Genomic DNA, 13,469 nt, shown 5'->3' on the forward strand with positions numbered 1-13,469 from the left:
CAAAGTACCAACTTGCGTCAAGTGACGCAACGTTTTATATCTTACTCGCTTGTTGACTTCTTGTCAACAAGTTTTTTGATATTTATTTTTGCCTTGCTTCAAGCACTTGGCTCGTTTCAAGACAAATAATACTTTACCTTCTTTTTGTCCTTTCGTCAAATTGGTCATTTTATTCGGTTTATTATGTGAACACACGGCTTAGTTGTCATTTTTATTTTTTCTTTCTTTTGCCTTTTGTTTAATTTTATCTGGCTTAATCTAGGAGAAGTAGTCTTTTAGTTCGCTTTTATGTCATTTTTACCGGAAGACTTTTTCAAAAAAATATTATTTCCCGGTAAAAAAGAAAAACCGCGGATCAAATCCACGGTTTCTTAGTTCTTGCTCTTATTTCAATCTGCTTTCTTCTTAAAGCCATTTTCCAGGTAGCTCAAGCGGCGGTCCAGGACTTGGGCCAGCTTGGCCGTATCGACGGGCCGGCCGGCTTCATAGTCTTCTGCTCCTTCACTAAGGCAGCTGATGAGGGCCAAGAGCAGGCTGTGCAGGAGAAATTTCAAGTCAGTCCGGTCCTGCAAAGCAACCTTAGCTGTCAAACCGGCAATTTCCTGAGCCGACAGGCAGGACAGCGGGTCTTCTGCCTGCTTGGGCCGGGGCACTTGCTGGGAATGCAGCATGTCAATCTTCCGGTAGAAGAAGGCCGCGTTTTCCCCATAGAAGATTTCATCCAGCCACTGGGGCAGGACCTTCCTGGCCAGGGCAAAAGGATCATAGCCGCAAGCAGCTAATTCTTTCCGGGCGCCTTCGATCATCCGCTGGCTGATCTGGTCACCCAGGTAAAAGTAGACGTCTTCCTTATCCGCAAAATACTGGTAAAAGCTCCCCCGGGGGATCCCCGCCGCCTTGATCAAGCGGTTGATGGATGCTTCATCGAAGCTGTGGGTAAAAAATTCCTCCCGGGCCGCTGCCATAATCCGGTCCTGCTTTTCCTTAGGCAGGTTGAAAAAAGTCTGGCTGGGCATTTTTTACTCCTTCCGCAAAGCTTCAACTGGATCCAGCTTGGAAGCGTGGTTGGCTGGCAGGATCCCGGCGATCATGCTGATGACAATGCTGATGAGCAAGCCAGTCAAGGCGTATTGCGGGGTCAAGCTGACCACGGCCGCCTTAAAGGCTGACTGGGTGAAGCTGTTGATCCCCTGGGCCAAAAGCCAGGTCAAAGCAATGCCGACAATCCCGGAAGCCAGGCCCAGCAAAAAGGCTTCGCTGGAGAAGATCCGCCGGATGTCCTTGCGCCGGGCACCCAGGGCCTTCATGACCCCGATTTCCTGGGTTCTTTCGACTACCGAGATATTCAAGACAACCAGGATCATGATAGCTGAAACCAAAAGGGAAACTGCCGCGATAGCCGTCAGAACGTAAGTCAAAACGCTCAAGATGCTGTCAAACATTTCCGCCATCTGCTCCTGCATTGAGCCGGCAAAGCCCTTGTCCTTGGCTGCCTGCTTGATAGAAGAAGTGTACTGCTTGTCCGTTGCCGTCAAGTAGACCACGTTTGCCTTCAAGCTCAAGCCGTTGTCTTTGAAGATTTTTGCCAAGTCGCTGTAGGGCAAAAGCAGGGTGCTGACCTGGCCGGAACCGGAAGCTTCATAGATCCCGACTACCTTGACCGTTTTGGTGATAGTCTTGGTCCCAATCTGCAAACTTGCCTTGACCTTCTTGCCTAAGATCTTCTTGCCCAAGTTGTCGGCGCTGCCGCTGTCGATCATGACCTCGTCCTTGCCAGCCTTAGGCAAGTGGCCCTTCTTGACCTCTGACTTGGCGATCCCATCATTGACCGTCTTAAGGTAGATCATGCTGGCCGTCTTCTTGCCGTATTTCAGCTGGTTGGTCCCCAGGGAAATCGCGCTGTAGCCCTTCTGCAGCTTTTTGACATGGGCGATCTTCTCCAACTTCTTTAAGTCCTGCTTGCTAAAAGCCGAAGCGCTACTGGTCCCGGACAAAGAGGCCATATTGTTTTGCTGCTGCTTGGCCAGGGCTGCCTTGTCCCCGGTTTGCTGGGCCTGCATCCCCTGCTGGCGCATCTTCTGGCTGGAAGTCTTCTGGATTTCCGCGACCAGGGGGTTGGAGTAGGTGCTCATCTGCCCGCTGACATAAGAGGTAACCCCCTTGCCCAGGCTGAGCATGAGGATTACGGACATGATCCCGATCCCCATCCCGGTTGAAACCAGGGCGTTGCGGCCAAACTTGGCCTTCATGTTCTTAAAAGCCAAAGAGATCGCCTTAAAGAGGCTCATCTGCTGGATCTTAACTTCAGTTCTCTGCTCCAGGTGGTGGTCCAGGGGCTTTTGTTCCTGGTCGCTGACGATCTGCCCCTGATCGATTCGCAGAACCCGGCTGCAGTGGCTGGCCACCTTGTCTGAGTGGGTAACCATCAGGACCAGCTTGCCTGAAGCCGCGATGTCTCTGATCATGTTCAAAATCACGTCAGTCGTGTCCGCGTCCAGGGCTCCGGTTGGTTCATCGGCGATGATCACGTCCGGGTCATTGGCCAAAGCCCGGGCAATGGCCACCCGCTGCTTCTGCCCGCCGGACAACTGATCGGGCTTCTTGTGCATGTGGTCCTTCAGGCCCACCTGGGTCAAGAGCTCTTCCGCCCGGCCGCGCCGCGTTTTTTCATCCGCGTTGGACAGGGTCATGGCGATTGACACGTTGTCGATCAAGTCCAGGTGGGGGATCAAGTTGAAGTTTTGAAAAATAAAACCGATTGATTTCTTATGGTAGTTAACCATTTCCTTTTGGGAAAAATCACGCAGGTTCTTCCCTTCGTATAAAATGGCCCCTTCAAAGTCAGAGTCCAGGCCCCCGATCGTGTTCATCAAGGTCGACTTGCCTGACCCAGATTCCCCGACGATGGCGACCATTTCCCCGGCGGCAAATTTCGCATTGACCCCGCGCAAGGCCTCGTACTGGCCCCCGCCCGGCATCTTATAGTACTTTTTGACGTCTTTCAATTCAAGAACTGTCATCTATCTGTCTCCTTATGCAAAAATATGACAACTTGTCATATGACATGTTGTCATATTAATCCCTCTTCCAGCTTCTGTCAAGCAAAACAAAAAACATGACCCCGGAAAATTCCGAAGTCATGTTTTTTTCACGTTCTTAGCAGCTGGCGCCGTTTTGAATCTGTTCAGCGGTAAGTTTGCTTGGTTCGTAAACGTTGACGCCGACTGCGCTGTCAATCAAGCCGCTGCCGTCGCTCAAGGACAGCATCCCGTACTGTTCGCCAACGCTCAAGCTGTCATCCAAGAAGCCCATTTCCGCCTGGCCCGTGTACAAGTCTAGACCTAAATCGTTGTCGATCTTGATTTGGTAGTCCGAGTCTGCCTGATCCAGGGCGACGAACTGGAAGTTAGCCCCTATCGTGCAACTTCCGCCCTGCAGTGAGTACTTGTTGGACCCGTCATTTAAAGCCAGGATCAAGACTGGCTTGTTTCCCAGCTTCTTTTGCAAAAATTCTCCAGCTTCCGGACTAAAAGTCATTTTAACCATATTGTTACCTCCCATCGGAATTAATTACTTTTTGATAGTTTGAGTGTAGCACGTTTTTTCTCAGCAAAAATTGACCCAGGTCAATTTTCTTCCCTCTAAGGGCGGAAAAATGCTTAAGAATGTTATAATTTCCCTAAAAAGAGTGAGGAGGTGGACCACATGACTAAAGTCAAATTCAACCTGGACGACGAACTGGCCATCCTGCTTCAGGCCTACCAAGACCAAAGCGGGACAGACAGGGACGCCATCATCAACCAGGCCGTCAAACAGCTGCTGGTCAAAAAACTGGGCAAAAAGCGGATCGCCCAGTTGCTCAAGGACAGCGAAGACGGCAGCGACTACCAGCTGGAACAGTTCTTCAGCAGCTACGACTGGCTTGAATAGGCAAACAAAAAGCCCAATTCCACCAACATTGGAATCAGGCTCACACAGTGCGTGCCAAAGCAAACCACATATTAAGGGCTGTTTTCGCTACCGGAGAAAACAGCCTAAGCATTTGACACGAGATAGATTATATACTCAAACTGGCTTTCGGACAATCTTTTCGCCCCGAAAGCTTATTTTTTTAATTTTGCCAGGACGTCTTTATTCGTCAAAGCCACCGTTGGCAGCTTTTTCTTTTCCCGCCAAGTCTTGGTCAGGTAGTAGTCGTTAATCGCGTATTCCGGTTCCGCGTACTTCTGCTCCATAAAAGGCTTGACTGCCTGGTCAACGGCCAGCCAGCCGTTCCAGCCCAGGTGGATGGTGTCTTCCATGAAGTACTTCTTCTTGCCGTCCTTGGACAGGTCATAGATGTTGTCAAAGCCCTGGCTGATCAGCTGGTGCTTGATCTTATTCGTAGCCGTGTCATACATCTTCTGTGACAAGCCAGTGTACTTCTGCCACTTGGCGTTAACTGGCGGAATAATGAAGAGGACCTGGGTCTTGTCCTTGGCGAACTGGTTCAAGAGCAGCTCGAAGTCCGAGTATTCCGGGGATTCAACATAGTTGAACTTCTTCTGGCTCCCCTTCAGTTTCTTGAGCAGCTTGGCATTCAAGCGCTTTTTGTAAAAACTAGTCCGGATCCCAAAGCGGTTGCCCTTGGTATCCTTCTTGGCTTCCTTCTCTGATGCCTTCTTCAAGCCCTCGTAAGAGTAGGTATCCGGCAGCTTGGCCCCCTGCTGCTCAATCTTTGGCAGGCGGTCGCGCAGCTGCAGGGAAGTAAAGAACTTGTCTTCCGTGGAGTAGATCTGCCGCCGCCAGCGGAGGTAGTAGCGCTCCATCTTGGAGATCCCCACCCCGGCCGCGATTTCCAGCAGGGCATGGTGGATCACGTGCTCACTCTTCACGCTTGGCATTTGCAAAAGGCGGCGGGCCGCGTAGCGGTCAGCTTCCGTGTCTTTAGCGTTCAAAATAAAGTCGCTGGCATGCAGAGGCGAGTAGTAGAGGGTAAAGGCATCCGGGTTCTGCCCCTGAGGCGTGAACCATTGCGGTGAAATAATCACCACGGCCTTCTTGCTTGGCGCCTCCTGCATCCCCAGGTATTGAGCCAGGGACTGGCTGCCCGGTCCCCCAAGCAGGAAAGGCGTGTAGGAACGATGGTACTTGGTAGCCAGGACAGTCGGGTGCATGTTGTCAAAACGCGACAGTTCACTTGACCCGTAGAAAGGCACATAGCCCTGCTTATAGGCCTTCTGCCGCATGGCCTTGCCCTTGAAGACAGTCGTGGTCTGCGAAGCGGCGGCCTGGAAAAGGCTGCCCTTTGAGAAGGTCCGCTCCCAAGGCAGGGATAAGATCCCCATCAGCAAGAGCACCGCGCAGATGACTGGCCCAAAGATCAGCCAAAGTTTTGTCTTATTCTTCATCTTGCAGTTTCTTCACCTGTTCAACCAGCTTGTTCGGGGTGTTCCAGTCGTCGCGGTTGAATTCAGAAACCGGAACGGTGATGTCGAAGGTTTCCTGCAGGGTCAAGAGCATCTGCACAGTGGTCATGGAGTCCATGATCCCGCTCTCGTAAAGTTCTTGGTCCATGTTGTCTGAGAAGTCTTCACCAGTTGCTTCAGCTAAAATGTCAACGATTTGCTTTTGAATATCCATAATTTTCCTCTTCTTGTTAAATCTATTTCTTTATTTCTTTAATTTCTTTAGATCTTTTTCTTTTTTCTGTTTTGTTTTCTGTTGATTTTTTTAAAAAATTACTTGCCCAGCGGCACGTTGAACCACAGGTTGTTCAGGAATCCTGAGAAGATCAAGAAGCTGAGGCAGACCACGTTGAAGGTCACGAAAATTGCCACCGCTTCAGTGAACTTGTTGTGCTTGACCAGCTTGTGCTTCTTCTTGAAGCGGAGCCAGATGTCGTTGATGATGATGGCCACGGCGTGGTAAAGACCGTAGACGATGTAGTACCAGGTCAAACCGTGCCAGACCCCCATTACCATGAAGTTGACCAGGTAGGCCACTTGCGACAGGCGGTTCCGGTTCTTGATCAAGCGCTTCTTCATCGCGAAGAAGGTGAAGCGCATGAAGATGAAGTCTCTGAACCAGAAGGACAGAGTCATGTTCCAGCGGTTCCAGAATTCCTTGATGTTGTGGGCCGCGAAAGGCTTGTTGAAGTTCATCGGCGTGTGGATGCCCATAAAGTAGGAAATCGACACGGCGAAGAGAGAGTAGCCCGCGAAGTCAAAGAACAGGTACATTGAGTAGCAGTACATGACCCCTAAAAACCACCAGGACAGGTGCAAAGGATACATCCGCCCGGCCAGGATGGCCTGCTGCTCAAGGTATGGCAGGCAGTAGGTCCCGAAGAACCAGCCCAGGAGGAACTTGTACAAGAAGCCCTGGAAGAGGTATCTGACCGCGTAAGAGAGGTCCTTAATGTAATCTTCCCGGCTCGGTGCCTTGTCATAGTCCTTGACGAAGCGGCGGTAGCGGTCGATCGGGCCGCTGGAGATGGTCGGGAAAAACAAGAGGAAGCGGGCGTACATAACCGGATCCACCTGCTTGATCGTCCCGTCGCGCAGCTCCATGACCACCTGGACCGTCTTGAAGGTCAGGTAGGAAATCCCTAAGAAGCCGAAGTCGATCCCCTGCTTGTGGGGCACGATCGGCCAGATTTTTACCCCGACCAAAGGCAGGATAGCCAGGATCACGGCCAGGCAGAAGACCCAGGTCTTATTGGCCTTCCCCGTCTTCTTCCGGTAGTGCTGGTAGGCAAAAGTCACCAGGAACTGGTAGACGATATAGCAGATCAAGGTTACCCCCTGCTGCCACTTGTCCGCGTCGAAGATGAGGAAGATGAAAGCAAGGGAGACCAAGGCTTCGTACCACTTGTAGCGCTTGCCGAAGTAAAGGCCGATGATCAAAGGCAAAAGCGCGATCAACAGGTAGACAAAGTACTGCGGGTTTTCATATGGTTGCAGATTTATCACGCCTGGTTAACCTCCTTGATGACCGCCTTGATGTCGACCTTCCCGTTCTGGGAGATCGGCAGGGCGTCTTTGTAAAGGTAGCGCTGCGGGATCATGTACGGCATCACGTCCTTGGCCAGGCCGTCTCTGATCTGCTTGGTAATGGTCCCTTCAGCGAACTTGCGGCGGACCCCGTCGTTTAACTCAACCACGGCTACCAATTGCTTGATCGTGTGGTCAGGCTTGTAGATCGGGGCAGCAACCGCGTGGCGGACCAGCGGATTCTGGTTCATGTAGAAGTTGATTTCTTCCAGCTCGATCCGGTAGCCGTTGAACTTGATCTGGAAACCGATCCTGCCCTTGTAGAAGAGCAGGTCCCCGTCAAAGTAGCCCACGTCCCCGGTCCGGTAGTGCTGAACGCCGTCTTCCTGGTAAAAGGCTTCTTCGGTCTTTTCCGGGTTATTGATGTAGCCCTTGGAAACTGACGGGCCGGCGATGATCATTTCCCCGCTCTTGCCGTCATCGCCCTGGCTGAGGTCAATAGTGATTTCCGTATCTTCCTTGACATAGCCGATTGGCAGGCGGTCATATTTTTCCAGAATTTCCGGGGTGATCTCCACTTGCGTGACTGCCACGGTCGCTTCTGTTGGCCCGTAGGTATTAAAAATCCGGCTGTCCGGGAAGCGTTTCTTGAGCATTTCAACTTCCTTGCGGGGCAGTTCTTCCCCGCAGAAGAGGAAGTGGCTGAGGCCGGCGTGGTGGTCTGCGTCAAAAGTCCGGTCCAGGAAGCACATTTGGGCAAAGGACGGAGTTGACACCCAGACATTTACGTCGGTTTCCGGCAAGGCCTTGAAGAGCTGGGCAAAGTTTTCCGTCACTTCGTGAGGCAAAACAACCAGTTCCCCGCCGCTCAACAGGGCCGGGTAGATGCTCATGACTGACAGGTCAAATGAGTAAGGGGCCTGGGCCAAAAAGCGCGGATGGTCCGGCAGGTCAAAGTCCTTCAGTTCCCAGTCAACGAAGCTAACCAGGTTGTCGTGGCTGATCTGGACCCCCTTAGGCTTACCGGTCGTCCCGGAAGTACAAATGATGTAGAAGTTTTCATCGCCCTTGACGTAGTCTGCCTCATCCGCTGTCCCCTCTTCCGGAACGTCGTCCGGCTTAAGCAGGGTCAAGTCGCCCAGGTCGACTTCCGGCAAGTCGCTGATGGCGATCAAGACCGGGGAGGCAGAGACTTCTCTGACCAGGTCGATTCTTTCAGCGTTAGAATAGTCGGCGATTGGCACGTAGCAGTGCCCGCTCTTTACACAACCTAAGAAGCAAGCCAGCATGTCAAAAGTCTGCCCGCCCCAAATCATAACGGGTACCTTGGCCGGTGCTTTTTCCTTTAACAAGGCTGCCCAGCTGTTAGCCCGCTTGATCAAGTCAGCGTAGGTGTTCTTTTGACCCAGGTAGTCGTAAACTACCCGGTCTGGTTCTCTTTGCGCGATCTCATCGATCGTCTTGACAATATTTCTCATTTCCACTCAACTCTCCTAAAATTCATTGTAAATAAAGCCAGTTGAACCCAAGCCACAATATTCATACAAATAAATCAAGCCTAATAAAATTAGGCTGTAAAGCAGGGTTCGCAGGATAAAAGACCGGATGACCTTCCCCCGGCTGACTGGTGTCTTGCTTTCCATTAAGCTCATCTCCTCTTCTTTTCACCAGAGTCTGCTATCCCAACAGAATGAAACAACACAACTTACTTTTTTATTACAGTCAACTGTAACACATTATTCATATTTCGTTCACAGCTTCTCAACTTTTTACTCTTTCTTAAAATATTAAAAAAGCGCAAAAATTACTTTTATTATACATTTTTTGGTCACTTTTGCAAAAAACTACTTCAATCCGGCCTTACGCTCCTGGCTGTAGCAGAACAAAAGCGGAATTGAAGGCAGGAAGCCGACGAAGAACATCGCGATCAAGCTCATCCGCAAAACGTAGCTTGGGGACTGCCACTTGTCCAGCTTGGCGGTCGCCAGCACGTAGGCCGCGTACAAAACGACCAGGGCCAGGCTCCACAAGAAGCTGGCGTAATGAGTGACCTGGTAGAGGTAGAGCAGGCCGCTGGCCGGGATCAGGCAGGACCAGCCGGAAATCTGCACGTCGATGATGATTTTCTTAGCAAGTTGGCTATCCATTTTTTATTGTTTCCTTTATATGATATTCGCTATTTATCAGTTATTGTCCAGCAGGGCGTTGATATTGACCGACAGGGTCCGGTCCATGACCGTGATATCCTGGCGGGCATACTGGCTGGAGGCCGATTCAAAGAGGCAGAGCAGCTGGCCCTTATAGACTGTGATCTGCTCTAAGTAAGGCGGCATCCTGACCACCTGCTCGGCATTTGACTCGTCGAGGCTGTTCACGGCCGTGATCGGGAAGATGTAGAGCTTGGAATCCTGGCTGCCATATGACTGGCTGAGGAAAATTTTGTCCCCGTAGATGGCCAGGCCCTGGATCTGCTTGTTCATACTGGTCGTCCCGTCCGGGTCAGACCAGGAAACGGACTCGTTGATACTGGAAATCTCACTGGTGGTGATGGTGTTTTTGTACTGGCCGGACCGGGCCAGCTTGTAGCTGGCGACCTTGCCGTGACCATTTTCATTGAAATAGCCGACAAAGAGCTGGTCATCGTAATAAGTCAAAGCTGAGGCCTTGGCGATCGAGTTGATCGGAATCTCATGATCATAAACCAGCTGGTCGCTGATCTTGGCGCTGGCCACGTATTCGATCAATTTGGCCAAGGAGAAGGACATCAAGGCTGACTGCCCGTCCTTTGACCCGGTCAGCCAGATCTGCATCCCCTTAGGGTCGTAAGCAATCCCGCCCAGGTGCTGCCGGCCTGGCAAGCGGACCGTTTTCAAAAATTTCCCCGTCTTTTTGTCTAAAACATAAATGACCGAGGCATGCCGGTGCTGGCCGTCATAGGCCGTGATCAAAAGATAATTGTAGACCACGGCGATCCCCTGGGGGGTCATGGCGCTGGCTGAAGTAATCTTTTTCGTCTGGTAGTCATAGCTCCGCGTCGAAATGAGGCCCGGGATGACCACGTCCTGGCCCACCGTCGTCCTTTTCGGGGTCTGGTAGGCGGCCTGGTAGACGAAGCTGTAATTGTCCCGGATCGCCTTCCGGTAGGTTGTCAGCTTGTGCCAGGCCGGGCTGGTGCTGGTTCCGTCCTTGGCCTTGGTCAGCTTGGGCCGGGCCGCCAGCATGGCCTGCTTCATCTGCCACTGGCTGTAAGCCGGATAGGCCCAGTAATAGCTCCAGGCTGCCAGGCCCGCCAGCAGGATTAGGTTAAAAATCAGCAGGCGCAGCTTCCGGTGAAAATGGTGCTTCTTCCGGCTGACTAGTTTCTTTCCGCTTTTTCTGTCTTTTTTGCCCATTGGCCCTCCTTCCGGCCTTTTTTCTGCAATTTTTCCCCTAAAAAAGAAAATTCCCCTCTATCTTAACAAGCCCGGCCAGGGGCGAAGCAATTTTTTTAGCTTTTTTGAATTTTTTCGCTAAATGTCATACTTTGTTCACATTTCCAGTATAATATAATGACCGTAGCAAGCGAGAGCTTGTTACTACACTCAACTTTTTGTTTTTCATTCATACTCCTCCAAAGTAAATGAAAAATATCGACTGACTCCATAGTCGATTCATATCTATCCCTTTCGGCTCACGTGCGTTGCGTGAGCTTTTTTGTTGCTTGAAGAGGTCTTTATAGATCCGTAAGCAATTCTTTACTCTTTGTTAAGGAATTCCAAACCCTTTATTGAGAATTACCCTGTATGATAAATAATGTAACGAGCTGGTAGAACTCGTTACAAGTACTCCCACTTTTTTATTTCATTCATTCTTACTCCTCCAAAGTAGATGAAAACCAATTAGGCCTGCGCGAGCAGGCCTTTTTCTTTTTCCCAAATAGTTTTATACTTAAATTATGTCAAAAAAATTAGCATAGAAAAAATATAAGGAATTAGGTTGATGATTTCAGCAGCTATTCAACGCGTTCTCGCGGAAAAGTCCGGCTCCTTTTTGATTCCGGCCAGCAAGATTGCCATCGTTGAAGAAGACAATCCCCTTTACCATGCCTTCTTGATCTTAACCAAGGTCAAGTATGCCAAGATTCCCGTCTTGAACAAGAAGGGCCAGATCACCGGCCTCTTAAGCCTGGCCATGATCACCGACAAGATGCTGGACCTGGATGGCATTTCCATTAAGCCTTTGAACAAGTACAAGGTCAAGGATGTCATGGAGACTGACTTCGTTTCCATCAACTTTACGGAAAAAGACATCGAGACCCAGCTCCACCTGCTCGTTGACAACAACTTCCTCCCCGTTGTCGACGACCAGGGGGTCTTTCAAGGGATGATCACCAGGCGAGAATGGTTCAAGGCCTTCAACTACCTGGCCCACACTTTTGACGACCACTATGTCACGGTTGACAAGAAGCAGGTCCTTAAATTAGAAGCGGAGAATTAACAATTACAATCATAAGCATTTTCAGTGTAAGAAATCCAATTTGTGCTAAAATATATCTAGTAATCTATATTGTCTTTTAAGATAAAAAGTGTGTGTCCACACTCCTTGTTTTTACTATTGGGAGGAATAATTCATGAAACGCCAATGGAAATTCATTGTCGTCCTGGTTCTCGGGGCAATTGGACTGATCACTGACAATGTCCTGCACATTCCGGGAATCGCGGAGGTCCTGTTCGACATTGCTGGTGTCTACGTCAGCATCTCCTTAGCCAGGGAAATGTTTGGGGACTTGAAAGAAGGGCACTGGGGCATCGACGTCCTGGCCCTGATCGCGATCATCTCCATGATGATTACCCGGGACTACTGGGCTGAATGGATGATCCTGGTCATGTCTACTGGTGGCGAAAGCCTGGAAGACTACGCGACCGGCCAGGCCAACCGGGAACTGCGGGCCCTTTTGGACAAGAACCCGCAGGTAGCCAGCAAGCTGGTTGACGGCAAGGTAGTTGAAGTCAAGGTTGACGACCTGCAGATCGGCGACCAGGTCTTAATCAAGCCAGGTCAGCAGGTGCCAGTAGACGGGACCATCATTGAAGGCAGCTCTACCTTTGACCAGTCATCTCTGACCGGGGAATCAGTTCCGGTGGACAAGACGGTCGGCGACGACTTGATGTCCGGTTCCCTTAACGGTGAAACCGCCGTAACCATGGAAGTCAAGAAGCTGGCCAAGGACTCTGAATACCAGACCATCGTTGAACTGGTTAAGTCTTCTGCTGCCCAGCCGGCCAAGTTCGTCAAGATGGCGGACCGCTACGCCGTGCCATTTACCATTATTTCATTAATTATCGGGATCGCTGCCTGGGTGACGACCGGGAACTTCACCCGCTTCGCGGAAGTCATGGTCGTTGCCTCCCCATGTCCGCTCTTGATCGCCGCTCCAGTTGCCCTGGTAGCGGGGATGAGCTCCATGTCCAAGCACCACATCATCGTCAAGTCCGGTCCAACCTTGGAACAATTAGCCAAGGCCAAGACTTTTGCCTTCGACAAGACTGGGACTTTGACCCAGAACCAATTGGTCATCCAAGACGTTCTGCCGGAAAACGGCTTTGACAAAGAAACCATCCAAAGCTACGCGGCCAGCCTTGAGCAGCAATCCGACCACATCATCGCCAAGTCCCTGGTTCAAGGGACTGACAAGAACTTGATCCAAGCCGTAAGCAACTTGCAGGAATCAACTGGTAACGGGGTCAGCGGGACCGTTGACGGCAAGTACGTCATGGTCGGTAAGCTTTCCTACGTGGCGCCTGACGCTAACGTAAACAAGGCCAAGACTACTGCTGTCTACGTTTCAGTTGACGGCAAGTACGCCGGCTGCATCACCTTCAAGGACCAGCTGCGGCCAGAAACTCCGCAAACTTTGGCCCGCCTGCGCAAACAAGGCGCAAAGCACATCATGATGCTGACCGGGGACAACAAGGACGTGGCCCAGGCGATCGCTGACGCGGCCGGCGTCGATGACGTCCGGGCCAGCCTTTTGCCAGCCCAGAAGATTGAAGCCATCAAGAACGTGGCGCCTGAAAACCGCCCAGTCGTCATGACCGGGGACGGGATCAACGACGCGCCAAGCTTGACGGCCGCTGACGTCGGCATTGCCATGGGAGCCAAGGGGGCTAGCGCGGCCAGCGAAAGTGCTGACGCGGTCATCATGGTCAACGACTTGAGCAAGATCAACGATGCCGTGGCCATTGCCAAGCACACCATGAAGGTGGCTGAAATCGACGTTATCACTGCCATCGTGGTCGTTATCATTCTGGAACTGGTGGCCTTCACTGGTCTTATTCCGGCCTTCTGGGGCGCTGTTTTGCAGGAAGTGGTCGACATGATCACCATCGTCCTGGCCCTTTTGGCTAAGACCGAACCGAAGAATCCAAAACAGACCGGTTTATGACATGCTCCCCCGACCAAGGTCGGGGGTTTCTTTATAGGCTAGTGCTCACGCACAGCCTACAGCTTCTGAGA

General features: G+C 51.2%; 13 protein-coding genes. 3 read left to right on the forward strand and 10 right to left on the reverse strand.

Features of this window, described 5'->3' with window-relative positions; translation table 11 throughout:
* Positions 1 to 389 precede the first annotated feature (389 nt).
* From DS743_RS00255 to DS743_RS00265, 3 genes are all read right to left on the reverse strand, one after another.
* Positions 390 to 1,016, reverse strand: a complete 627-nt coding sequence (locus tag DS743_RS00255; RefSeq protein ID WP_035185597.1) for a TetR/AcrR family transcriptional regulator — start codon at positions 1,014 to 1,016, stop codon at positions 390 to 392.
* Between the two features lie 3 nt (positions 1,017 to 1,019).
* Positions 1,020 to 3,020 (reverse strand): ABC transporter ATP-binding protein/permease, encoded by a 2,001-nt coding sequence (locus DS743_RS00260; protein ID WP_035185594.1) that lies wholly within the window; start codon positions 3,018 to 3,020, stop codon positions 1,020 to 1,022.
* Positions 3,021 to 3,156: 136 nt separating this feature from the next.
* Positions 3,157 to 3,546, reverse strand: coding sequence for an iron-sulfur cluster biosynthesis family protein (locus tag DS743_RS00265; protein ID WP_016396121.1), 390 nt, complete (start codon positions 3,544 to 3,546; stop codon positions 3,157 to 3,159).
* 159 nt (positions 3,547 to 3,705) lie between these two features.
* Between DS743_RS00265 and DS743_RS00270 the strand changes: the two genes are divergently transcribed.
* Positions 3,706 to 3,930 carry a hypothetical protein gene (locus DS743_RS00270; protein WP_003613653.1) on the forward strand — a complete coding sequence of 75 codons (225 nt, stop codon included), beginning with the start codon at positions 3,706 to 3,708 and terminating at the stop codon, positions 3,928 to 3,930.
* 173 nt (positions 3,931 to 4,103) lie between these two features.
* Here the strand turns inward: DS743_RS00270 and dltD are convergent, their stop codons facing one another.
* From dltD to DS743_RS00305, 7 genes are all read right to left on the reverse strand, one after another.
* Positions 4,104 to 5,390, reverse strand: coding sequence for a D-alanyl-lipoteichoic acid biosynthesis protein DltD (gene dltD / locus DS743_RS00275; RefSeq protein ID WP_035185591.1), 1,287 nt, complete (start codon positions 5,388 to 5,390; stop codon positions 4,104 to 4,106).
* A complete protein-coding gene (gene dltC / locus DS743_RS00280; RefSeq protein WP_003620019.1) occupies positions 5,380 to 5,622 on the reverse strand; it encodes a D-alanine--poly(phosphoribitol) ligase subunit DltC in 243 nt (80 codons plus the stop codon). The genes dltD and dltC overlap by 11 nt, the downstream gene beginning before the upstream one ends.
* A 98-nt stretch (positions 5,623 to 5,720) precedes the next feature.
* A complete protein-coding gene (gene dltB, locus DS743_RS00285) occupies positions 5,721 to 6,953 on the reverse strand; it encodes a D-alanyl-lipoteichoic acid biosynthesis protein DltB (RefSeq protein ID WP_141372548.1) in 1,233 nt (410 codons plus the stop codon).
* Positions 6,950 to 8,452, reverse strand: coding sequence for a D-alanine--poly(phosphoribitol) ligase subunit DltA (dltA, locus tag DS743_RS00290; RefSeq protein ID WP_035185587.1), 1,503 nt, complete (start codon positions 8,450 to 8,452; stop codon positions 6,950 to 6,952). The genes dltB and dltA overlap by 4 nt, the downstream gene beginning before the upstream one ends.
* A 15-nt stretch (positions 8,453 to 8,467) precedes the next feature.
* Positions 8,468 to 8,617, reverse strand: a complete 150-nt coding sequence (dltX, locus tag DS743_RS00295) for a teichoic acid D-Ala incorporation-associated protein DltX (protein WP_072544279.1) — start codon at positions 8,615 to 8,617, stop codon at positions 8,468 to 8,470.
* Positions 8,618 to 8,818: 201 nt separating this feature from the next.
* The gene (locus DS743_RS00300) at positions 8,819 to 9,121 is read right to left on the reverse strand and encodes a hypothetical protein (protein WP_035185585.1); all 303 of its coding nucleotides are present in this window, start codon (positions 9,119 to 9,121) and stop codon (positions 8,819 to 8,821) included.
* A gap of 36 nt (positions 9,122 to 9,157) precedes the next feature.
* A complete protein-coding gene (locus DS743_RS00305) occupies positions 9,158 to 10,366 on the reverse strand; it encodes a YncE family protein (RefSeq protein WP_035185583.1) in 1,209 nt (402 codons plus the stop codon).
* Positions 10,367 to 10,952: 586 nt separating this feature from the next.
* Between DS743_RS00305 and cbpB the strand changes: the two genes are divergently transcribed.
* Together cbpB and DS743_RS00315 are read left to right on the forward strand one after the other, a co-directional pair.
* Positions 10,953 to 11,450, forward strand: coding sequence for a cyclic-di-AMP-binding protein CbpB (gene cbpB, locus DS743_RS00310; protein ID WP_035185581.1), 498 nt, complete (start codon positions 10,953 to 10,955; stop codon positions 11,448 to 11,450).
* Between the two features lie 133 nt (positions 11,451 to 11,583).
* Positions 11,584 to 13,398 carry a heavy metal translocating P-type ATPase gene (locus DS743_RS00315; RefSeq protein WP_025895610.1) on the forward strand — a complete coding sequence of 605 codons (1,815 nt, stop codon included), beginning with the start codon at positions 11,584 to 11,586 and terminating at the stop codon, positions 13,396 to 13,398.
* Positions 13,399 to 13,469 lie beyond the last annotated feature (71 nt).

The organism is Lactobacillus leichmannii (assembly GCF_024701915.1).
GTDB lineage: Bacteria > Bacillota > Bacilli > Lactobacillales > Lactobacillaceae > Lactobacillus > Lactobacillus delbrueckii.